General features: G+C 72.0%; 18 protein-coding genes and 1 tRNA gene. 8 read left to right on the forward strand and 11 right to left on the reverse strand.

The window, feature by feature from the left end; all coding sequences use genetic code 11:
• Window positions 1-87 precede the first annotated feature (87 nt).
• Entirely contained in the window at window positions 88-1,785 is a 1,698-nt protein-coding gene (locus GA0074692_RS27720) for a S8 family serine peptidase (protein WP_091654183.1), read from the forward strand.
• Window positions 1,786-2,037: 252 nt separating this feature from the next.
• Here GA0074692_RS27720 and GA0074692_RS27725 read toward each other — a convergent pair whose 3' ends face one another.
• Window positions 2,038-3,021, reverse strand: coding sequence for a DUF559 domain-containing protein (locus GA0074692_RS27725; RefSeq protein ID WP_091649411.1), 984 nt, complete (start codon window positions 3,019-3,021; stop codon window positions 2,038-2,040).
• A gap of 243 nt (window positions 3,022-3,264) precedes the next feature.
• On the reverse strand, window positions 3,265-3,996 hold the full coding sequence (locus GA0074692_RS27730) for an IclR family transcriptional regulator (RefSeq protein ID WP_091654185.1): 732 nt from the start codon (window positions 3,994-3,996) through the stop codon (window positions 3,265-3,267).
• Window positions 3,997-4,206: 210 nt separating this feature from the next.
• On the opposite strand from GA0074692_RS27730, the gene cysS reads away from it, so the two are divergent.
• Together cysS and rlmB are read left to right on the forward strand one after the other, a co-directional pair.
• Window positions 4,207-5,622 (forward strand): cysteine--tRNA ligase, encoded by a 1,416-nt coding sequence (gene cysS, locus GA0074692_RS27735; RefSeq protein WP_091649414.1) that lies wholly within the window; start codon window positions 4,207-4,209, stop codon window positions 5,620-5,622.
• Window positions 5,622-6,737, forward strand: a complete 1,116-nt coding sequence (gene rlmB / locus GA0074692_RS27740) for a 23S rRNA (guanosine(2251)-2'-O)-methyltransferase RlmB (RefSeq protein ID WP_091649418.1) — start codon at window positions 5,622-5,624, stop codon at window positions 6,735-6,737. The genes cysS and rlmB overlap by 1 nt, the downstream gene beginning before the upstream one ends.
• 68 nt (window positions 6,738-6,805) lie before the next feature.
• Here the strand turns inward: rlmB and GA0074692_RS27745 are convergent, their stop codons facing one another.
• Window positions 6,806-7,897, reverse strand: coding sequence for an ABC transporter ATP-binding protein (locus GA0074692_RS27745; protein ID WP_091649422.1), 1,092 nt, complete (start codon window positions 7,895-7,897; stop codon window positions 6,806-6,808).
• 375 nt (window positions 7,898-8,272) lie between these two features.
• Here GA0074692_RS27745 and GA0074692_RS27750 point away from each other — a divergent pair.
• Window positions 8,273-8,349: transfer RNA gene (locus GA0074692_RS27750), tRNA-Thr, on the forward strand.
• A 147-nt stretch (window positions 8,350-8,496) separates the two neighbouring features.
• On the opposite strand, the gene GA0074692_RS27755 is transcribed toward GA0074692_RS27750, so the two are convergent.
• Entirely contained in the window at window positions 8,497-9,351 is an 855-nt protein-coding gene (locus GA0074692_RS27755) for an alpha/beta fold hydrolase (RefSeq protein ID WP_091649426.1), read from the reverse strand.
• An 86-nt stretch (window positions 9,352-9,437) separates the two neighbouring features.
• On the opposite strand from GA0074692_RS27755, the gene GA0074692_RS27760 reads away from it, so the two are divergent.
• The 3 genes from GA0074692_RS27760 to GA0074692_RS27770 are packed head-to-tail and all read left to right on the forward strand — an operon-like array spanning window position 9,438 to window position 11,073.
• On the forward strand, window positions 9,438-9,839 hold the full coding sequence (locus tag GA0074692_RS27760) for a helix-turn-helix domain-containing protein (protein ID WP_091649429.1): 402 nt from the start codon (window positions 9,438-9,440) through the stop codon (window positions 9,837-9,839).
• A 35-nt stretch (window positions 9,840-9,874) separates the two neighbouring features.
• On the forward strand, window positions 9,875-10,285 hold the full coding sequence (locus tag GA0074692_RS27765) for a VOC family protein (protein WP_091654187.1): 411 nt from the start codon (window positions 9,875-9,877) through the stop codon (window positions 10,283-10,285).
• Window positions 10,286-10,305: 20 nt separating this feature from the next.
• Window positions 10,306-11,073: an enoyl-CoA hydratase/isomerase family protein gene (locus GA0074692_RS27770; protein WP_091649434.1), complete on the forward strand. Its 768-nt coding sequence runs from the start codon at window positions 10,306-10,308 to the stop codon at window positions 11,071-11,073.
• A 49-nt stretch (window positions 11,074-11,122) separates the two neighbouring features.
• Here GA0074692_RS27770 and GA0074692_RS27775 read toward each other — a convergent pair whose 3' ends face one another.
• From GA0074692_RS27775 to GA0074692_RS27790, 4 genes are all read right to left on the reverse strand, one after another.
• On the reverse strand, window positions 11,123-12,463 hold the full coding sequence (locus tag GA0074692_RS27775; RefSeq protein ID WP_176738607.1) for a low temperature requirement protein A: 1,341 nt from the start codon (window positions 12,461-12,463) through the stop codon (window positions 11,123-11,125).
• 85 nt (window positions 12,464-12,548) lie between these two features.
• Window positions 12,549-13,802: a hypothetical protein gene (locus tag GA0074692_RS36260; protein WP_245730484.1), complete on the reverse strand. Its 1,254-nt coding sequence runs from the start codon at window positions 13,800-13,802 to the stop codon at window positions 12,549-12,551.
• Window positions 13,803-13,864: 62 nt separating this feature from the next.
• A complete protein-coding gene (locus GA0074692_RS27785; protein WP_091649441.1) occupies window positions 13,865-15,460 on the reverse strand; it encodes an FAD-dependent oxidoreductase in 1,596 nt (531 codons plus the stop codon).
• A 155-nt stretch (window positions 15,461-15,615) separates the two neighbouring features.
• Entirely contained in the window at window positions 15,616-16,101 is a 486-nt protein-coding gene (locus GA0074692_RS27790; RefSeq protein WP_091649445.1) for an MSMEG_6728 family protein, read from the reverse strand.
• 210 nt (window positions 16,102-16,311) lie between these two features.
• Here GA0074692_RS27790 and GA0074692_RS27795 point away from each other — a divergent pair, with 210 nt between their 5' ends.
• Window positions 16,312-18,234 (forward strand): potassium channel family protein, encoded by a 1,923-nt coding sequence (locus GA0074692_RS27795; protein WP_091654190.1) that lies wholly within the window; start codon window positions 16,312-16,314, stop codon window positions 18,232-18,234.
• 352 nt (window positions 18,235-18,586) lie between these two features.
• Here the strand turns inward: GA0074692_RS27795 and GA0074692_RS27800 are convergent, their stop codons facing one another.
• The 3 genes from GA0074692_RS27800 to GA0074692_RS27810 form a co-directional block, all read right to left on the reverse strand.
• Window positions 18,587-19,822, reverse strand: a complete 1,236-nt coding sequence (locus tag GA0074692_RS27800; protein WP_091649449.1) for an APC family permease — start codon at window positions 19,820-19,822, stop codon at window positions 18,587-18,589.
• A gap of 113 nt (window positions 19,823-19,935) precedes the next feature.
• The gene (locus GA0074692_RS27805; RefSeq protein WP_091649452.1) at window positions 19,936-20,286 is read right to left on the reverse strand and encodes a hypothetical protein; all 351 of its coding nucleotides are present in this window, start codon (window positions 20,284-20,286) and stop codon (window positions 19,936-19,938) included.
• Window positions 20,287-20,458: 172 nt separating this feature from the next.
• Entirely contained in the window at window positions 20,459-21,202 is a 744-nt protein-coding gene (locus GA0074692_RS27810) for a phosphatase PAP2 family protein (protein ID WP_091654192.1), read from the reverse strand.
• Between the last annotated feature and the right edge of the window lie 75 nt (window positions 21,203-21,277).

Genomic DNA, 21,277 nt, shown 5'->3' on the forward strand with positions numbered 1-21,277 from the left:
CGCCCGTCAACTGCTGTTTGCTCTGGCGAAACCGGCGACGATGCGGTCTGATGTCTGCCACGTCCCTCAACGAGAGGATCTGATGTGGTGAGCAAGCGCTTCACCGCCGGTGCCGTCGCTACCGCAACGGCGCTGGCACTCACGGTGACCGGCGCGGTCAGCCCGGCCAGCGCCGAGCAGACCGTCGCCAGTACGTTCACCGTCGTCGCGGAGGAGGGTGTCTCTGCCGACGCCGCGGTCGCCGCCATCCGGGCTGCCGGTGGCACGGTGGTCTCCCGTACCGACGCGGTCGGTATCTTCCAGGTCACCAGCGACCGGGCCGACTTCGCCTCCCGGGCCACCGCCGCCGGTGCCCTGCTCGGTGTGGCGCAGCAGAAGGCCATCGGCCGCAAGCCCAAGCTGGACCGGGTCGAGCAGGAGCACCTGCTGGCCGCGGCGAAGAAGGCGGCGAAGGGCACCGCGAAGAAGAAGCCCGGGACCGGGATGGACCCGCTCGACGACAAGCTCTGGGGCCTGGAGATGATCCGGGCCGACAAGTCCCGGATGTTCGAGCCCGGTGACCGGCGGGTGAAGGTCGGTGTCCTGGACACCGGTGTCGATGCCAGCAACCCCGACATCGCGCCCAACTTCGACTGGTCGCTGTCGCGCAACTTCGCCCCTGACCTGGTGGACGTCGACGGCCCGTGCGAGGTGGCGAGCTGCCTCGACCCGGTGGGAACCGACGACAACGGGCACGGCACCCACGTCGCCGGCACGATCGGCGCGGCGGCCAACGGCTTCGGCGTCTCCGGCGTCGCCCCGAACGTGACCCTGGTGGAGCTCAAGGGTGGTCAGGACTCGGGGTACTTCTTCCTCGGGCCGGTGGTCAACTCGCTGATGCACGCGGCGGACAACGGTCTCGACGTGGTCAACATGTCGTTCTACGTCGACCCGTGGCTCTACAACTGCACCGCCAACCCGGCCGACTCGCCGGAGGCGCAGGCCGAGCAGCGGGCCACCATCGCGGCGATGCAGCGGACCCTGACCTACGCGCACCGCAAGGGCGTCACCCTGGTCGGTGCGCTCGGCAACAACAACGAGGACCTCGGCGCTCCGCGCACCGACGTGGGCAGCCCGAACTACGGTCCGGTCGCGCCGTACCCGCGGCCGATCGACAACGGGAGCTGCTGGGACCTGCCGGCCGAGGGCCCGCACGTGATCGGTGTGTCGTCGCTCGGCCCGTCGTACAAGAAGTCGGACTTCTCGAACTGGGGCACCGAGCAGATCTCCGTCGCCGCGCCGGGTGGCTGGTTCCGGGACGGCTTCGGTACGGACTCGTTCCGTACCGACGCCAACATGATCCTGTCGGCGTACCCGAAGCACGTGCTCCAGGAGGAGGGCTCTGTCGACGCGGACGGCAACATCGTCCCCGGTGCCGAGACCTTCGTCTTCAAGGAGTGCAAGACCAACGGTGAGTGCGGCTACTACACCTACCTCCAGGGCACCTCGATGGCCGCGCCGCACGCCGCCGGGGTCACCGCGCTGATCGTCAGCAAGTTCGGCAAGCAGGACCGTCACGGCGGCTTCGGCCTGGACCCGGCCCTGGTCGAGCAGCACCTCTACCGTACGGCCGCCGAGCGGGCCTGCCCGGAGCCGCGGCTCCAGCAGTACCGCAACGAGGGCCGGGACGCGACCTACGACGCGTACTGCGCCGGTGGGACCAACTTCAACGGCTTCTATGGCTACGGCATTGTCGACGCCTACGCCGCCGTGAAGACCCCGCTCAAGTCGAACGCCCGTCCGTAGGACCCATCCCCGATCGGCTAGCTGACCGGCCTTCTGCTCAGCTCGCTATTGGTCGAAGCTGCGGCATCCGGCTCACCCGGATGCCGCAGCTTCGCCGCTCTGGGCTCGCATCCTCCCGTCGGGCTCGCCCCCTGTTGTGAGCTCACCCCTGCCGTGGGGCTCATCCCTCCCATGGCGCTCGCTCCCTGTCATGGCGCTCGCTCGTTCTCCTGGCACTCATCCCCTGCCGTGGAGTTCGTCCCCTTTCCTGGCTCACCCCCGCCAGCCACGGGCGGCCAGCGCGGTGCGGATCTCCCGTAGCACCGCCGGAAAATCGTGGCGTAGCCGCCGACCGGTCACGTGCAACACCAGCCAGCCAGCGTTGACGAGCTGGTTGAGCCGGCGACGATCGCGGTGCAACTGCTCCGGGTCGGCGTGCCACTGGCCGTCGTACTCGACCGCGACCCGGAACTCCGGCCAGGCCAGATCCGGATGCAGGACCAGCCCGGAGGACACCCGGACCGGATGCTGGGTCACCGGGCGGGGCAGCCCGGCCAGCACCAGCCGGACCCGCAGGTGCGACTCGGGCGGCGACTGCGCCCCCGGATCGACCAGGTCGAATACGTGCGTCGCCCGTCTGCCGCCCGGGCGACAGCGGAGCCGCCCGGCAAGGTCGACGAGCGCCGCCCGCGTGATCAGACCCAGTGCCAGCATCGTGTCCACGATCCCGACCGCGCGGACGAGGTCGAGCCACGCCGCCGTCTCCCACGCCGCCCACTCCGGCCGGCTCCTTGGCACCACCCCGATCCCCGCTGCCACCGGCGCTCTGAACCGCTCGTCGGCCGATCCCGTCCCCGCTGCCGCTTTCGCTCCCCGCCCGTCGGTGGATCCCGTCCCCGTCAGCTCCGTTGCCAGGCCGGTCGTATGCACCTGGATGCCCTTCCTCGACTCCATGCGCGTTGGATGCAGGGTCAGCACGTGCACGTCGCTCTCGAAGGTCGCCGCGTGCTCGACACCGTGCAGGTAGGCGGCGGACGGCCCGGCGATCATCGCTCCTGCCGGCAGAAACAGCGCAGCGGCCCGGCAGGTCAGACCGTGATCCCGCGGCAACCTGGCGTCGGCGTAGACGTCGTGACCCAGCCGCATCCACGCTCGACTGCGGAGCTGGTGCCGGGTGAGCAGACCTCGGCGGACGGTGTCCGAACCGCGGAAGATCTGCCAGGCGAGAGCTTCGGGTCGGTGCGGTGAGGGCGACACACCGGCAGCGTGCTCCTGATGTCCGACCCCGGTAACCCCCTGTGGACAACCGCCGCACCTTGATCAACCTCCCCCTGTGGACAGCACTCCGTGCCCCCGCTCGGTGTGGTAGGAGACCGGCGCCGGGCCAGGACCAATCTCCATATTGGCGATGTGGGGGTGACCGCTGGACTGGGGACCGCCGTATTGGCGAAACGGAGTTGATCAAGTTGGGCCGGGTCGGGGCTGGGGGTCGGAGGGCGGTCAGGAGAGGGCGCGGGCGATGGTGGTGGCAGCGGCGAGGACCTGCCCGCCGACCGTGGCGGTCTCCAGTGGGGCCAGCGCCACCACGCCGACGCTCGCCTCCAGTCCGGGTACGCCGAGCACCGGCGCAGCCACCCCGTACGCGCCGGGTTGCAGCTCGCCCTCGGTGGTCACCGGGCCGGCGGACCCGGCCCGGCCGGCGAGGATGGCCCGCCCTGCGGCGCCGCGCTCCAGCGGGTGCCGGGAACCCGTCCGGTACGCCACGTGGAACGCCGTCCAACTCGGCTCGACCACGGCCAGAGCGACGCCCTCGTCTCCCTCCACCACGGTCAGGTGTGCGGTCGCCCCGGCCTGCTCGGCCAGCCGGCGCAGCGCGGGCATCGCACCCTCGGCGAGCAGCGGCTGGGCGCGGCGGGCCAGGTGCAGCACCCCGGCACCGAGGCGCAGCCGGCCGGCGCTGTCGCGGCGCAGCATGCCATGCTCGGTCAGTGCGCTGACCAGCCGGTATACGGCTGCCCGGCCGATGCCCAGCCGGTGCGCGGCCTCGGTGACGGTCAGTCCGCCCGCCGCGTCGGCGACCAGGTGCAGCAGGCGTAGCCCCCGGTCGAGGGTCTGCGACGTTTCCCCAGGACGACCGGCTCCGCCGCTGCCGGCCGGTTCGGTGAACCGCCGACCGGGTGTGGTGGCCGCGACGGGCTGCGTGGGTCCGCTGCCGGGGCGGTCGGGTGCGATGGCCCAGGCGGGCTGCGTGGTTTCGTTGCCGGGGCGGTCGGGTGTGGTGGCCGCGACGGGCTGCGCGGGTCCGTTGGCGGGTCGGCCGGGTGTACCGCTGCCGACCGGCTCCGCGGACCCGTCTCCGGGGCGTGCCGCCGTCTCCACAGCAGGCAGCGTACGGCCCGGCACCGGGCAGCCCGGAAATGTGGGGACCGTTACCCTTGTACGGTGACGCTACGCCTGTATGACACCGCCACCCGAACGGTCCGGGACTTCGTCCCCCGGGAAGCCGGCAAGGTCGGGGTCTACCTGTGTGGTCTCACCCTCCAGGCACCTCCGCATATCGGTCATCTTCGCTCCGGCGTCAACTACGACGTGTTGCGTCGCTGGCTGCTGGCGAAGGGCTTCGAGGTCACCTTCATCCGCAACCTGACCGACATCGACGACAAGCTGCTGGTCAAGTCGTGCGAGCAGGACCGCCCGTTCTGGTCGATCGCGTACGAGAACGAGGTCGTCCTGGCCGCCGCGTACCGGACGCTCAACGTGCTGCCACCGACGTACGAGCCGCGCGCCACCGGGCACGTCCCGGAAATGCACGAGCTGATCGCCACGCTGATCGAGAAGGGGCACGCCTACCCGGCCCCCGACGGCTCCGGGGACGTCTACTTCGACGTGGCATCCTGGCCGACGTACGGTGAGCTCTCCGGCCAGTCGCCGGACGACATGCAGTCCGCCGGGGACGCCCCGGACCGGGGCAAGCGCGACCCGCGCGACTTCGCGCTCTGGAAGGGCGCCAAGCCCGACGAGCCGGCGGACGCCTACTGGCCGTCGCCGTGGGGGCGGGGCCGCCCCGGCTGGCACATCGAGTGCTCGGCGATGTGCTGGCGTTACCTCGGTGCCGAGTTCGACATCCACGGCGGCGGTCTCGACCTGACCTTCCCGCACCACGAGAACGAGATCGCCCAGTCGAAGGCCGCCGGCCTGCCGTTCGCCCGCTTCTGGGTGCACCACGGCCTGCTCAGCCTCGGCGGGGCGAAGATGGGCAAGTCGCTCGGCAACGCCCTCGACCTGGCGTACGTGGAGTCGCTCGGGGTGCGTCCGGTCGAGCTGCGCTACTACTTCGCCTCGGCGCACTACCGTTCCCGCATCGACTACACCGAGGACGCGCTGCGTGAGTCGGCGACCGCGTACCGGCGGATCGAGGGCTTCGTGCAGCGGGCCGCCGAGCGGGTCGGCGCGGGCGTGTCCGGCGAGCTGCCGGCGGCGTTCACCGCCGCGATGGACGACGACCTGAACACGTCCGCCGCGCTGGCCGTGCTGCACGACGTCCTCCGGGACGGGAACACCGCGCTGGCCGGCGGGGACGATGTGACGGTCCGCACCACGCTCGCCGCCGTACGCGCGATGCTGGATATCCTCGGCGTTGACCCCCTGGACGACGCCTGGACGGACGGCGGTCGCGATGACGACCTGCGTGGCGTGGTGGATGCCCTGATCGCGTTGGCCCTGGAGCAGCGCGCCCAGGCCCGCAGCCGCAAGGACTGGGCCGCCGCCGACGCGGTACGCGACCAGCTCAAGCAGGCTGGCGTGGTGGTTGAGGACACCCCCCAGGGCCCCCGTTGGACTATTGGAGAGCAGGACTGATGCCCGGCAACTCGCAGCGCCGTGGCCGGCGACTGGCCCCGAAGCAGGGCGCCCCGAAGGGGTCCGGCGGCAAGAACCGGGACGCCCTCGCCGGGCGGGGGAAGACCCTCCCCGCCGACGAGCGTCCCTGGCACAAGGCGTACTCGGGCACCGAGAAGCTGCCCCAGCGCACCGCCTGGAAGCAGGACAAGGAGCGGCGGGCCGCCGCCGAGGAGGGGCGGGCTCCCAAGATCGGGCAGCCCGGCACCAAGGACACCACCTGGGGTAAGGGCGGCGGCCGGGGCGTCCCGCCCGCGAAGGGACGCGGCGGCAAGCCGGCCGGGCGTAGCGGCCCCCGGGTCGCCCCGGGCCGTAAGTCGAACCCGTCGAAGGACGGGCCGGAGCTGCTGGTCGGACGGAACCCGGTGCTGGAGTCGCTGCGCGCGAACGTGCCGGCGACCGCGCTCTACACGGCCCAGGGCATCGAGACCGACGACCGGGTCAAGGAGATCGTCCGGACGGCCGCCGACCGGGGCATCGCCATTCTGGAGGTCAGCCGGGCCGAGCTGGACCGGATGACCGGGGGCGTGCTGCACCAGGGCGTCGGCCTTCAGGTGCCGCCGTTCGCGTACGAGGCGTTCGAGGACCTGGTCGCGGCGGCGCTGGAGCAGACCGCCCCGCTGCTGGTGGCGCTGGACGGGGTCACCGACCCGCGCAACCTTGGCGCGGTGATCCGGTCGGCCGCCGCGTTCGGCGCGCAGGGTGTCTTCGTACCGGAGCGGCGGGCCGCCGGGATCACCGCGACCGCCTGGCGGACCAGTGCGGGCGCGGCGGCGCGGGTGCCGGTGGCGCAGGTGACCAACCTGACCCGTTCGCTGAAGGCCTGCCAGGACGCCGGATTCATGGTGGTCGGGCTGGACGCCGACGGCCAGACCGACCTGTACGACCTGGAGGTCGCGGTCGGCCCGCTGGTCGTGGTGGTCGGTTCGGAGGGGCGTGGACTGTCCCGCCTGGTCGGCGAGACCTGCGACCTGACGGTCAGCATCCCGATGGTCTCCGACGTCGAGTCGCTGAACGCCAGCGTCGCCGCCGCGGTCACCCTTGCCGAGGTCGCCCGGCGGCGCAGCGCCGCCTGAGTCGACCTACGCGTAGATACCGAAAAGGGGCGGTCCGCCGAAGCGGGCCGCCCCTTTTCGCGGGTACGTCAGATCCGGTTGCCCGTGGCGGCGTTGAACACGTGGGTCCGGCCGGTACGCGGCTTGACGAACACGGTGTCACCCATGTTCGGCATGGCCCGGCGGTCGGTACGGACCACGAACCGCTCGTTCGCGCCCTCCAGCGCGGCGTGGCCGTAGACGTTGGCGTCCGAGCCGAGGTCCTCGACCAGCTCGACGACGACCGGCATGCCGCCCTCGGTCGGGCTGACCATGTCGCAGTCCTCGGGCCGGAAGCCCACGGTCACCTTGCCGTTGCCGCCCTCGGCGCGGGCCGCCTCGACCTGCTCCCGGGTGAGCGGGATGTTCATCTCGGCGAAGGACGCGCCGTTCTCGCCCAGCGGCACGGTCTTGATGTTCATGGCCGGGGAGCCCATGAAGCCGGCAACGAAGACGTTCGCCGGGGTGTCGTAGAGCGCCCGGGGGGTGTCCACCTGCTGGAGGACGCCGTCGAGCATGACGGCCACCCGGTGACCCATCGTCATCGCCTCGACCTGGTCGTGGGTGACGTAGACGGTGGTGACACCGAGCTTGGCCTGGAGCGACGCGATCTGGGTACGGGTCTGCACCCGGAGCTTGGCGTCGAGGTTCGACAGCGGCTCGTCCATGAGGAAGACCTGCGGCTCGCGGACGATGGCCCGGCCCATCGCGACCCGCTGGCGCTGACCGCCGGAGAGCGCCTTGGGCTTACGGCCGAGGAACTCCTCGAGCTGGAGGAGGCCGGCCGCCTCCTTGACCCGCCGGTCGATCTCGGACTTCGAGGTCTTGCGCAGCTTCAGCGCGAACGCCATGTTCTCGTACACCGACATGTGCGGGTAGAGGGCGTAGTTCTGGAAGACCATCGCGATGTCGCGGGCCTTCGGCGGCAGGTGGGTGACGTCGCGCTGGTCGATGTAGATGCTGCCCTGGTCGACGTCCTCCAGGCCGGCGAGCATGCGCAGGCTGGTGGACTTGCCGCAACCGGAGGGGCCGACCAGGACGAGGAACTCGCCGTCGCCGATCTCCAGGTCGAGCTGGTTGACGGCGGGCCGCTCGGTGCCCGCGTAGATGCGGGACGCCTTGGCGTAGGTAACCGTAGCCATGTGAGGGGTGCTTCCTTTCACCGGCAGGAACGTGCCGGACGATCCGAGTGAAGGAGCGACCGGCGCGCAGCCGCGCCGGCCCGTCGGGCGAATTCCAGCCCTGGCAGGTGCCGGAATGTCGTCCGCGTCACTGCACGGTAAACGGGATTTGGCCGCCTGCCAAGACGGGGGATCATTGGATGGGACCGACGACATTCGCATACCGGTCACTCAGGCACGCACGACCATCAATCGCCGGGACATTGATTGCGTTGCGTGCACCGTAGGATCACAACCCGACCGGATGGATGGCTTCAGATCACGTTTCCGGTGCTGGGGGGCCTGGTGAGCGAGGAAAACCGGACGTCAGTCGCTATGCTGACCATGGACGCCCGCGCCCCTGTAGCTCAGCTGGCCAGAGCACTCGCCTTGTAAGCGAGATGTCGCCGGTTCGATCCCGGCCGGGGGCTCCAATTCCCGTCGGTTCCGGGCCCGTTCCACACGGAACGGGCCCGGACGGCAGGCACCCCGCCCCCCTGCCCCCGCCTGCCGTCACTGATCAAGAAGTTGGCCTCAGCGGGGCGGCGGATCCCTGACGCGAACTCCTGATCAACGAGTGGTCAGCGGGTGGTGTGGGCCAGGAGGGTGGTGGCCAGGGGGGTGAGGACGGCGGAAGGTAGGGCGTGGCCCATACCGGGCACGGTGACCAGCGTGGCAGTCGGGATCAGCCCGACCAGGTGGGCGGCGTGCGGCGGCGGATTGATCGGGTCCTCCGGTGCCTCCACCACCAGGAACGGCGTCCGCACCCCGGCCAGTTCCGCGCCCCGGTCCAGTCCGTCCTGCCCGGCGCGGGCGTGCGCGGCCGGGTTGCGGTGGGTGCCGGCGTGGTCCATGCAGGCCTCCTCCATCGCCCGGAACTCCGCCGCGTCGAAGGGGACCACGTCGCCGTTGAGGATCCGCCAGTGTTCCACCCGCCAGTCCAGCTCGGCCTCGTGGTCCCGTTCGTCGGTGAAGTGTTCCCAGAGCCGCAGCAGACGCGGATCCGGGTCCGGCAGCGGTGGTGCCTCGTCCCCGCCGGCCAGTCCGGCGCCCAGCGCCGAGGTGCAGAAGGCGGTGGCCGACAGCAGGCGGTCGGCGTGGTCGAGGGCGAGGAGTTGCACCAGCACGCCACCCATCGACATGCCGACGACGTGGGCCTGGTCCACCCCGGCCGCGTCGAGCACGGCGACGGCGTCCCCGGCCAGGTCAGCCACCCGGTACGGATGCTCGTCGAACGCCCAGGTAGAGCGTCCGGTGTCCCGGTGGTCGTAGATGATCACCCGGTGCCGGTCGGCGAGCCGGTCGACCAGGGCGGCCGGCCAGGTGATGCCGCTGGCGTTGGCGCCCATGACCAGGAGCAGGGGCGGCGCGTCCGCCGGCCCGACGGCCCGCGCCCAGAGCCGGTACGAGGGAGTGACGTCGACCTGGAATTCCATGGCGGCATTCTTCCGCAGGCCCGGATCATCGGCTTGCCGTCCAGGGTGCCACCGTCGTCGGCGTCCCGACTCCTTAGGGTGGACGGGTGAGCCGCGCGGTCGAGCAGTCCAACCGGGCGATGCTGCGGGCCCGGGACGCGATGGACCGGGCGTACGCCGAACCGCTGGACATCCCCACCCTGGCGAAGATCGCGCACGTCTCCGAGGCGCACTTCATCCGCACCTTCCGGGCGACCTTCGGGGAGACCCCGCACCGCTACCTCCAGCGCCGTCGGGTCGAGCGGGCGATGTCCCTGCTGCTCGAGTCGGAACGGGACGTCACCGAGATCTGCTTCGCGGTCGGCTTCAGCAGCCTGGGCACCTTCAGCCGTACCTTCCGGGAGATCGTCGGTGAGTCGCCGACCGCCTTCCGGAAGCGACGGAGCCCGGCCGGGGCCGTGCCGAGCTGCTTCACCAAAGCCTGGACCCGGCCCAGCAGTTTTGGATAAGCAGCAGGTCAGGGCCGGGTCGTAGCGTGGTCGGCATGACGATGAACGCGATCAGCCGCTCCCAGATCTACGTCCTCGACCAGGACGAGGCCCTCGACTTCTACGTCGGCAAGCTCGGCCTGGAGATCCACACCGACGCCGACCTCGGCTTCATGCGCTGGCTCACGGTGAACATCCCCGGGGACCGCCAGCGGGAGATCCTGCTGGAGAAGCCCGGCCCGCCGGCCCTGGACCCGGCCACCGCCGAGCAGGTGCGGGAGTTGCTCACCAAGGGGGCGTTGGGCGGTTACCTCTTCATGACCACCGACGACGCGTACAAGACGCACGAGGACCTGGTGGCCAAGGGCGTGGACATCACCGACGAGCCGGAGGAGCGGCCGTACGGCATCGATTTCGGCATCCGCGACCCGTTCGGTAACCGGATCCGGATCGGCCAGATGTTCTGACCGCGCCGTAGGGTGGGCCCGTGACGGAGGTGGGGTTGCGGGCCGAGGTGACCGGTCCGGTGGCGACCGTGGTGATCAGCAATCCGACCCGTCGGAACGCGATGACCCCGGACATGTGGCGGCAGCTTCCGCCACTGCTCGACAGGTTGGAGGCGGATCCGGCGGTCCGGGTGCTGGTGCTCACCGGGGCGGGGGAGACGTTCTGCGCCGGAGCCGACCTGGGGGACGTGGACGAACTGCTGGCGGCCGGGGACCACAGCGTGGCAGTGGCCGCCGAGGAACGGCTGGCCGCGTTCGCCAAACCGACCGTCGCCGCCGTACGCGGTGCCTGTGTGGGTGGCGGCTGTCAGCTCGCCGTCGCCTGCGACCTGCGGATCGCGGCCACCGACGCCCGGTTCGGTGTCCCGCCGGCCCGGCTCGGGGTGGTCTACCCGACGCCGACCACCCGCCGGCTGGCGGCCCTGGTCGGGCCGGCCACCGCCAAGTACCTGATCTTCACAGGTGAGCTGGTGGACGCCGACCGGGCGGCCCGGGTCGGTCTGGTCGACGAGGTGCTGCCGGCCGACCGGTTCACCGACCGGATCGCCGAGCTGACCGGCGCGATCGCCGCCCGTTCCCAGCTCAGCGTCATCGCGGCCAAGGAGATCGTGGACGGTCGGGCCGACGCGGCGCGGGCCGCCTGGTGGCACGGGCAGTCCCGGGCCAGCGGCGAGGCCCGGGAGGGGGTGGCCGCGTTCCACGAGCGCCGTCCACCGCGTTTCACCTGGACGGCTTCGTCGGACGGATGATTTCTGGTCGTGCGGTGTCGGTTCCGCCGGGCAGCGCTCGGCACCGCCCTCAGATCTCCATCCTTGCGGCCAGGCCCGACTCGCGCAGCTCACGGCGCTGCCCGTCGGCCACGATGACCTCCACGACGATCAGGACGAAGGAGACGGCCGCCAGCAGGCCCAGCGCGCCGATCGCCGACAACTGTCGAGCGACGGGGACGAGAGCGACCAGCACCAGCACGGTGGCCACCCGGGTCCAGATGATCGTCCTGATCGTGCGGGCGATCCGCAGCTGATAGGCGACGTTGGCCAGGAGGAAGAGAATGATCCCTCCGTAGAGGCCGAAGAGGCCGATGGCGGACAGTGATGCGCCCGGGTAGCGTCCCTCCAGATGGCCGACGTTCTTGACCAGCTCGCGTATCCCGAGGGCCGGCAGAAGGATGCCGGCGACCATCGGGAGGTGCAGGTAGCTGTAGGCGTCCCGGGCCAGGGCGAATCTGGTTTTCGGGTCAGCGCGTTCAAGGACCTGCTCACCGACGAGCGCCACCACGTCGAAGTAGGTCCACAGCAGCGCTCCGGTGACGGTCATGGCCAGCAGGACGGCGAACAGGAGCCGCCAACTGATCGACACGTCGGAGCTGGCCGTGCCGATCGAGATGATCGTCTCGCCGATGGCCACGATCAGGATCAGCCCGTACCGGTCGCACCAGAGCCGGGCGGAGAAGATGCCGATCTCCCAGACGGGAAGCGTGAAACTACCCAGGTAGTCCACGAGCACGGCCAGTGCCCAGAGGAGGGTCACGGTGATGGCGACCTGTCGCTGGTCGGTGAGGACCCGGTGCGGTACGAGCGCGGCGCAGACGAGCAGGGCGGCGCTGGCAACCATCGGCACCGCGGGCACCAGGATGTGCCGGACCAGGTCGTGGGCCGAGACCGCGTACGCGTAGAGCACCAGGTGCAGCGACCGGATGAGGAAGTAGCACGTGGGGAAGACGAGCGGGCCGTACACCCCGCCGGGCCGGTCGACGAATGCGACGAGGGTCGACAGCGCCATCACGAAGGCGATCCCGGTGACCACGAACAACCCGAACCGCATCACCCCGAAGCTGGCCTGGAGGTTGTTGGTCAGCCACGCGAAGGCGCCCCAGGACCACCAGAGCAGGGCCAGCACGAGCATCCCGCGAAGCACGCCCTGAAGGGTGTAGTCGCTCTTGATCAGCGTGCCGAGCTGGACGAAGGCGAACACGAAGACCAGGTCGAAGAAGAGTTCCTCGGTGGCCGTGCGGGTGCCCTCGCGTACCGGCCGTCTGCCGAACAGGCTGCCCACGGCGTCGCGCAGGTACACGCGTACCGGCTTGTGTCCGGTGGCCTTCCCGCTGTCACCTCCGCCCGTCGGTCGGTCCTCCGTCACCGGGCCAGTCTGGCAGGTAGTCAGACCGGAATGGCCTGTTTCGTCCGATGGTGGCGCCGTCCCCGCAGGGTGTCACCGTAGTGCGTTACCGCAGCGTGGCCCCGGTGCGGCGGGTGTGGCTGGCGGTGCGGGCCGCGTCGAGCGGCCGGCTGACGCAGTCGGCCATCTGCACGACCAGTTCGCTGTGCAGCAGCGGCCGGTTGACCTCACCGGCCACCTGGAGCGCCGGACCGGAGATCGCCCGCCAGCCGGCGGCGAGCCCCGCGCCGAGGCCGAGCAGGGCGACCCCCACCCGGGCGGCCGGAGAGCCGGCGGCCGCGGCGACGCTCACCCCGACCACCGCCAGCAGGATCACCAGCAGCGGTACGAGCACCGGGCCGCAGATCCCCCGCGCGGCCTGCACCACCAGTCGCCGGTCCCGGATGATCAGGTTGCGGGCGACGACCGCGTAGTGCCCCTCGTCGAGCAGGTCCCGGGGGTGCAGCCCGCCGGTGAGCACGCTGCGCCACACGTCGCCCTGGTCGCGCAGTTCCTCGGCGAGATCGCCCAGCTCCGCCTCGGCCGGGTCGCCGGCCGTCGCCGCCCGGACCGCGGTCGTCCACCTGGCCAGTGAGTGGCGCACCACCGGAGCCGAGTACGGCGGCAGCACGCCGGCCAGCTCGTCCAGCCAGCGGCGCAGCTCGTGCTGCCGGCCACCGAAGCGGTACGCCAACTGCTCGGCGTCGCACCGCCGGACGGTGTCGGCGAGGGAACGCCCGAGCCGGTACGCGAGACCGATCCGGTGGTCGCGGGCCATCGCCCAGCGCAGCACGTCCACGTTCAACTCGTCGAGCGCGACCAGCAGCGCGTCGACGTCGGCGGGGCGGCCGGGCGCGACCTCCCGGATCCGGGCCCGGACGGCGGCAGTGCACGGGCCGGCCCCGTCCCGGCGGGCCAGCGGGCCGGTCTCATCCTGACCGGCCCCGTCCTGGCGGCTCCCGTCCTGGCTGGTCAGGCGACCGGCCCCGTCCTGGCGGCTCAGCGCGCCGGTCCCGTCCTGGCCGGTCAGCGCGGCGATCCGGTCGAGCGCCACCTCCACCCCGTCGAGGTACATCCGCATCCGCTGCCGGCCCGACATCTCGGTCAGGTTGGACAGCTTGGATCGGGGCGCGACCGGCCGGGCGGCGGTGTCCTCGCCCAGCTCGACGGTCCGGGCGTGGTGGTATGCGTCCGCCATCCACCAGCCGAGCCGCAGCGCGGTGACCACGCACGCCCGTTCGTCGGTGGGTGAGCCCTCCCCGGGTCCGGGCATCTCGACCCGGCTGACCGGCTCCGTCTGGAGCTGCTGTCGTGGCTGCACCGTGTCCCTCCGCTGACGCTCGTCGCCACCGGGGTCGCCTCGCCCCGGTGCTGACGCCCAGCCTATTCGTACGTCTGTTCTAGTTTTGTGAAACGGTTGTTTTCCCCGGGTACACGGCCGCGTCCGCCGCGCCGTCGCGTCAGCAGACCCCGGGGACGGACCGACCGGACCGGCTCGGCGGCCGCGCCCTCGGCCCGCAGCACGTGGTTCGCGGCGATGATGCCGGTGGCCGCCGCCCGTTCCATCAACGCACACGGGAAGTCCACCCGGATCCCGTCGCCGGCCAGGTAGAGCCCGGCCGCGTCGGTGCGTACCGTCGGGCGGGTCGCCTGCCCGCCCGGGGCGAACGCCGGGGCCCGCGCCTCGACCCGGGCGCGCAGGTCGCGCACCCGCAGCCCGGCCACCTCCGGCCAGAGCGTCACCAGCTCGCCGCGCATCCGCTCGGCCAGTACGTCGGCGGCCACCCCCGGCGCGCAGGCGTACGCGTGCAGCTCCACCACCGAACCGCCGGTGTGCTCCGCCCAGCGGCGGGCGCCGTGCTCCAGCCGGTGGTAGAGGGTCACCGAGTCGAGGGTCGGCTGCCCGGACACCCCGCTGAACACCGCCCGCCGAGCGGCCACGTCCCCGTCCAGCCAGTACCGCGCGACCGCGTACGGCGGGCCGGGCGTGCCGAACGCGGACGCCCGCGCCACCAGGTGCGGAGCGGCCGCCACCAGGCCGGGTGAGTTCCCGACCAGCGTGGCGAGCGCCGGCGGGTCGACGGCCAGCACCAGGTGCCCGCCCCGGTAGGTCGTCCCGTCCCCGCTCGTCACCCGCCAGCCGCCCGGCTCGCGGTCCAGCCTCGTGGCGGTCACCCCGGTCAGCACCCGACCGCCGTGCCGCCGCAGGTGGCGGGCCAACGGCTCCCACACCGTCGTCGCGTGGTCGTCGTCCGGGGCGTCGAACGCCAACCCCTCGGCGTTGCCGAGCAGATAGAAGTGGAACTGCGCGACCAGTTCGGCGGCGGACATCTCCGCCTCGTGGTTGAAGAACGAGTGCGCGAAGACCTCGAAGAGCATCGCCCGCGCCCGGTCCGGCAGCCGCAGCGAGTCGAGTAGTTCCTCGGCGGTGCGACCGTCCAGTTCGGCGTAGGTGCGCTCCGGGTCGTACGCCAGCAGCGGGAGCGCCGCCGCCCGGTTCATCCCGCGCAGGTCACGCAGGCGCAGGCTGGGACTGCGCAGCAGCAGGGCGAGCAGGTTCGCCGGCGGGGCGGCCGGCAGGTTACCGAACTCCTCGGCCGGCCACCGGGCACTGAGGACCGGATAACCGGGGACCGGCCGGAGGAACGCCAGCGTCGGATCGGCCCGGCGCAGCACCGACCGCCAGTTGTGGTACTGCCGAAAGAACGCGTGGAAGCCGTGCCCGACGACCTGCCGGCTGCCGTCTTTGAGGGTTTCCGGCCAGGCGGCGAGCCGTCCGCCCAGGACGGGCGCAGCCTCCAGCACCGTCACCCGGACGCCCCGTTCGGCGAGGACCACGGCCGCCGACACGCCGGCGATCCCACCACCGACCACCACCACGTCGACCGGGTGCGGCACGCGGGCCGCGCCGCCACCGCCAGGGTCGACCAGGTGCTCCCGTACGCCGATCAACCGGCCGACCCACCGCGACAGCGCCATATGCTCAGTTTGCCCCAGCATGTCGCCTGCTGCCTGCTGCCTGCTGCGCGCCGCCTGTCACCTGTTGCCCGGCGTGGGCGCGTCGCGCCGGCTGGGGTGGTAGCAGGGGACCCCTGCTACCGCTTTTTGCCGAGCAGGGGTCCCCTGCAACCACCTCAGGCGGGTGGCAGGCAGCGACGTGGGCGGTCGGAGTCGGGCCAGACGTACTCCAGGTCCGGCGGGACGTCGTCGAAGATCGGGCGATAGTGGTCGGGATCCTTGCGCAGGAGAGAGGACCGGTGGCTGCGGTGCAGGTCCGTCCGGCCCAACCAGGGTGGCAGTTCGCCGGCCCGGGCCAGTTCGTCCTGGTCGCGAACCTGGGTGATGCCGCAGGCGGCGGCGAGGTCCGCGGTGAGCGTGGCCGCGCAGGTGTCCGCCCGTCCCGGCGCGCACCACACCACGCAGACGTCCAGCCCGTACCGGACCAGCGCCTCCTCGTACCCGGCCCACATCCGTACCGCCGGGTGGTTGCGCCAGCCGTACCCGGGCCAGGTCAGCCCGCGCAACACCTGGATCGCCTCCACCCGCTGCTTGCCCAGCCGCCGCTGGTCGAGCACCCGCGCGCTGGCCGCGAAGTCCGGGTACGGCAGGAAGGTCTGCACGGTCCCGCTCTACCCGGCCCAGGGCGGCGCATGCCTCTTCACGATGCTGCGGACCCCGCCGCGATGCTGCGTACCCTGCCGCGATGCTGCGTACCCTGCCGCGATGCTGCGTACCCCGCCACGATCCTGCGGACACCGTCGCGATCCTGCGGACCCCGCCACGATCCTGCGGACACCGTCGTGTCGCCGGCACTGGCTACCATGCCGCACATGGCGGAGCCCCTCCTCGACCGTGCGTGGCGAGCCAGCCGGCGGTTACGGGCCAACGCGGGGTCCCGCCCCCACTACGTGGTGTGCGGGCACGACCCGCTGGCTTACTGGGTGGTGCGCGCATTGCTGGCCGGGGAGGTGTCCACCGGCCGGATCCGGGTCACCCTGATCGTGCCCGAGCGGCGTCGTCGTTCCGACGGGCCGGACGGCCGCGACATCCACGGCATCGACGTGGTCCTGGCCGACCGGCTCGACGAGGCGGCCTTCCGCCGGGCCGGGCTGGCCGGGGCGGACGGGCTCGCCCTGCTGCACCAGGACGACGTGGGCAACATGCACGCCGCGCTCTGCGCCCAGGAGGTGGAGCCGAGGCTGCGCCTGGTGGTCCGGATGTTCAACACCGGACTGGCCAACGGCGTACGGCAGATCTTCCCCGACTCGGCGGTCCTCTCCGACGCCACCATGGCCGCCCCGGCGTTCGTGGCCGCCGCGTTGGGCGAGGTCGCCCCCACCCATTTTCGGCACAAGGGCCGCACCCTCTACCTGGCGCGTCGCGACGACGTCCGCCCGGAGGACGTTTTCTGCGCGGTGGCCGACACCCGCGACCCGGGCGAGGTGCGGGTGCTCCCCGCCGACGAGACCGAGGCGGACGTCGTGCTCGCCGAGGCGACCGGCCGGCCGCCCGGCACCGAGCTGGCCGCCCGCCGGCTGGCCCGCGCCCGGCGTAACCGCCAGCGCCGACGGCCGGTCGCGGTGCTGTTCCGTGCGCTGCGCAGCTTCGCCACCCGCAAGATCGGCGTCGCGGTGCTGGTGCTGCTGGCGGTGATCGGGGTGCTCGGCTGGCTCAACGCCCGGGCCGCCCACCTCAACTGGGCGGACGCGCTCTACCTGACCCTGGTCACCACGCTCAGCGGCCAGGATCCGGACCCGAACAAGCCGCTCGCCGAGCAGGTCATGCAGGTGGTGCTGAGCGTCGCGGGGCTGGCCCTGATCCCGCTGATCACCGCCGTGGTGGTCGACGGGGTCGTCAAGGCCCGGCTGGCCCTGCACTCCGGGCGCATCCAGCCCGAACGCTCCGGGCATGTGGTGGTCGTCGGCCTCGGCAACCTCGGCACCCGGGTGATGGCCCAACTCCACGACTTCGGCATCGAGGTGGTGGCGATCGACAAGCGTCCGGAACCGCGCGGCGCGGCACTGGCCCGACGGTTCGGCGTACCGCTGATCGTGGGCGACGCGGCGTTGGAGGAGACGCTGCGGGCGGCCTCGGTCGGCACCTGCCAGGCGCTGGTGGTGGTCTCCACCGACGACGGCGCGAACCTCCAGGCCGCGTTGAACGGCCGCGCGCTCAACGACGAACTGCGGGTGGTGCTACGCCTGTTCGACGGGGACTTCGCCGAACGCGTCCAGCGCGCCTTCGGCATGGGCATCTCGCGCAGCGTGTCGTACCTGGCGGCGCCGTCGTTCACCGCCGCGCTGCTGGACCGCGCGATGATCGCCACCATTCCGGTCGGCCGGCACGCGCTGCTGGTCACCGAGATCTCCGTGGCCGCCGGGTCGCCGCTGGACGGTCGCGCGCTCGCGGCGGTCAGCCGCACCGGCAGCGTACGGCTGCTCGCGTACGCCCGCGCCGGGCAGCGTACCGAGTGGACACCCGACCCGCGCATGGTGATCACGGCGGGGGACCGGTTGACCGTGCTCGCCCGCCGCGCCGGCCTGAACGCCCTGCTCCGCGAGGCCACCGCGTCGACCTCTCCGGTCTCGGGCCAGCTCGCCGGTCAGGCCGCTGCCACCCCGCCGTCGGGTTCACCCGCAGCCGACCGGGCCATTCCGCCGGCTCCGGGTGCTGTTCCACCACCACGCCGGTCCGTCGCCGACAAGGACCTGGACGAGGGCGGGGAGCCGTCAACGGCCCGCCCTCCGGCCTGATCGATCTGCTTGACCGGCCACCATTTTGGCGATACGGGGGTGCCCCGAGGTGCTAGATACCCGATATCGGCTACGGAGGTCGGGCAAGGGATCGGCGGGGATCGACATTACTGGAGGCGAGCGGTCGCCGAACACGACATGCGGCATGTGGGGGCGTCCGTCAGGGTGGAGAGCCCGACATGCCGCATGTCGAGTCGATCAAGCCGGTGGGGGCGCGGAGGCGATCAGGACGGGGCGGCGCCGGAGTCGGTCGGGCCCGTGGGGACGGTCAGGCGTGGGGGCGGTCGGGCCGGTGGGGACGGTCTGGCGTGGAGTCGGTCGGGCCGGTGGGGACGGTCAGGCGTGGGGACGGTCAGGCGGGGCGGCGGGGGCGGAGGGCGTACCAGAGGGTGCCGAGGGCAAGGACGCCGAATCCGGCGAGCACGCTGGAGAGCGGCAGGTTGACCGCGAGCACCAGGCAACCGGCCAGCCCCGCCACCGCCAGCGTCCGGAGCGGCAGTCGGCGGCCGGGCTCGCGGCCCAACGTCAACGCCGAGGCGTTCGTGATCGCGTAGTAGACCAGCACCGTGCAGGAGGAGAAACCGATCGCCCCCCGTACGTCGAAGAGCAGCACCACCAGGATCACCACGGCGGCGACGGCCAACTCGGCGCGGTGCGGCACCCGGAACCGGGGGTGTACGGCGGCCAGCGCGGCGGGCAGGTCGCGGTGGCGGGCCATCGCCAGCGTGGTCCGGCCGACCCCGGCCACCAGGGAGAGCAGCACCCCGGTTACCGCGACGGTCGCCCCGGCGCGGACCACCCAGGCCAGGCCGGGCAGCCCGGCGGCGGTGACCACGTCGACCAGTGGCGCGGCGGATCCGGCCAGCGCCTCGGTCCCGAGCACGCCGAGCGTCACCGTCGCCAGGATCAGGTAGATCGCCAGCACGATGCCCAGCGCCAGCGGCACCGCGCGGGGGATGGTGCGCTCCGGGTCGCGCACCTCCTCACCGAGGGTGGCGATCCGGGCGTACCCGGCGAACGCGAAGAAGAGCAGCCCGGCGGCGGTGAGTACGCCCCGAGCCGAACCGTCCAGGCCGTCCAGGCGGGGTGGCGAGACCGCGCCGAGGCCGGTCGCCGCGACCAGGGCCAGCACCGCCAGCACCACACCGAGCAGGATCTTCGTCGCGGTGGCGGTCTTGCCGATGCCGCGCAGGTTCACCCCGGTCACCGCCACGACCGCGACGACCGCGACGAGCCGCGCCTGCTCCGGCCAGAGGTACGCCCCGATGGTCAGCGCCATCGCCGCGCAGCTTGCCGTCTTGCCGACCACGAACCCCCAGCCGGCGAGGAACCCGGCGTACGGTCCGAGCCGTTCCCGCCCGTACACGTAGGTGCCGCCGGATTCGGGGTAGCGGGCGGCGAGCCGGGCCGAGCTGGTCGCGTTGCAGAACGCGACGAAGCCGGCCAGGGCCACCGCGAGCAGCAGGCCCGCGCCACCGGCTGCGGCTGCGGCTGGCGCGAAGACGACGAAGACGCCTGCGCCGAGCATCGACCCCAGACCGATGACCACGGCGTCGGCCACGCCCAGTCGTCGCGCCAGTCGCTCCACGGGGACGACCCTAGTGCCGTGACGACACCGTCCCGGCGGCGACCTGTCCGCGAGTGTCCGGACAGGCCGGACGCCCCGTCGGCTGGCGACGGGGCGTCCGACTGGTCAGCTGACTAGCGTGCGCGGAGGTTGTGCTCGTGGCCGTTCGCGAGCCGTGTCCAGGCCTGCATCAGTACCCGGTCGCTCGAGTCTGTCTTCAGGGCGTCGGTGTAGTTGCGACCCCCCGCCTGGATCTTGCGCCGACCCAGGTTCTTCTGCCAGCTCTGGCCGCCGTCGGTGGTCATGTTGAGCCAGATCTCGTCATTGTTCTGCGCGTCGGTCAGGCGCGCCCAGAAGTACTGCGTGTTGTTGATGAAGCCGCACCGGAGTTCGAGCGTGCGGCCCTCCACCACGGCCGACTCGATGGTTTCCTTGTTGGTCGCGTTGGTGGGATCCACCATCTGCACCGTCGTCGAGACAGGCATCGTTTCTCCTCCCCTAGCTTCCATTCCTTGCCGAACCGCGTAACGGGCGCCAGGCGGTACTCACGTGGTGGCGCTCCAGCCGGTTCGGACCACGCCTTCCCGGCGGGCTCGGATCCAATCGCCGAATCTCGCGGATTCTGGCGGCCCGATACCGGACGGCGCTCGCAGGTGCCTACCGGGGGTGCGGGAGGAACGGACGGTCCCAGGTCCGCAGGCGTTTCGGCAGCGGTACGTCGTCCCAGGGGATCCGGTGCAGGATGCGGTCCAGCAGCAGCCCGAGCAGCAGCCCGGCCACCGAATCCGTCAACCAGTGCCAACCCAGGTAGGTCGTGGTGAAAATGACCACGACCGGCGGTACCACCCGGACCGCGGTGACCACCCGGGGCGGCACGTTCCGGCCGAAGCTGCGCAGCAGCGGGGCGAGCAGCAACGCCAGTACGCCGTACCAGACGATCGCGTTGGCCACGTGGCCCGACGGGTACGACTGGGCATACTTCAGCAGCAGTTCGTCCTGGAAGAGGGGGAGCGTCTGCTCGGGCGGCAGGAACGGATCCTTGACGCTGGCGCTCGGCGCGGGCCGGGCAGTCCACACCTTCAGCGGGCCGATGGTGACGTACGTCAGCCCGAAGGCCAGCACGGTCGGCAGCACCGCGCGCACCGACCGGAGCCGGACCGCGATCAGGACACCCATCCCGGCCGTGAGCAGTGTCAACGGCAAGCCCTGGCCGAGGTAGTTGAAGACCACCGCGGTCCAGTGCGCGACCGGCGGCCGGTGCGCGGCGGCCCAGTCGGCGACCGCCCGGTCGAGGCCGAAGAGGTGGCCGGCGGCGAGCGCGGCGGTGATCGCCACCAGCCCGGCCAGCAGCAGGACGTCGAACCACCAGCCAGCGGGGCGGACCGGCCGGAGCTGCGGCATCCGCCGTACCGTCGTGGTCTGCTCCCGCACGGCGACCACGCTACCGGTCCCCGTTGACGCCGGACCGGCGCGGGC

This window comes from Micromonospora pallida, assembly GCF_900090325.1.
Lineage (GTDB): Bacteria > Actinomycetota > Actinomycetes > Mycobacteriales > Micromonosporaceae > Micromonospora > Micromonospora pallida.

What these genes read in the sequence shown, in the direction of transcription:
- GA0074692_RS27785 (WP_091649441.1), bottom strand. Translation starts at nt 15,460, where the DNA reads ATGGCGCTGTCGCGGTGGGTCGGCCGGTTGATCGGCGTACGGGAGCAC.
- GA0074692_RS27755 (WP_091649426.1), bottom strand. Translation starts at nt 9,351, where the DNA reads ATGGAATTCCAGGTCGACGTCACTCCCTCGTACCGGCTCTGGGCGCGG.
- GA0074692_RS27810 (WP_091654192.1), bottom strand. Translation starts at nt 21,202, where the DNA reads ATGCCGCAGCTCCGGCCGGTCCGCCCCGCTGGCTGGTGGTTCGACGTC.
- GA0074692_RS27765 (WP_091654187.1), top strand. Translation starts at nt 9,875, where the DNA reads ATGACGATGAACGCGATCAGCCGCTCCCAGATCTACGTCCTCGACCAG.
- rlmB (WP_091649418.1), top strand. Translation starts at nt 5,622, where the DNA reads ATGCCCGGCAACTCGCAGCGCCGTGGCCGGCGACTGGCCCCGAAGCAG.
- GA0074692_RS27805 (WP_091649452.1), bottom strand. Translation starts at nt 20,286, where the DNA reads ATGCCTGTCTCGACGACGGTGCAGATGGTGGATCCCACCAACGCGACC.
- GA0074692_RS27795 (WP_091654190.1), top strand. Translation starts at nt 16,312, where the DNA reads ATGGCGGAGCCCCTCCTCGACCGTGCGTGGCGAGCCAGCCGGCGGTTA.
- GA0074692_RS27745 (WP_091649422.1), bottom strand. Translation starts at nt 7,897, where the DNA reads ATGGCTACGGTTACCTACGCCAAGGCGTCCCGCATCTACGCGGGCACC.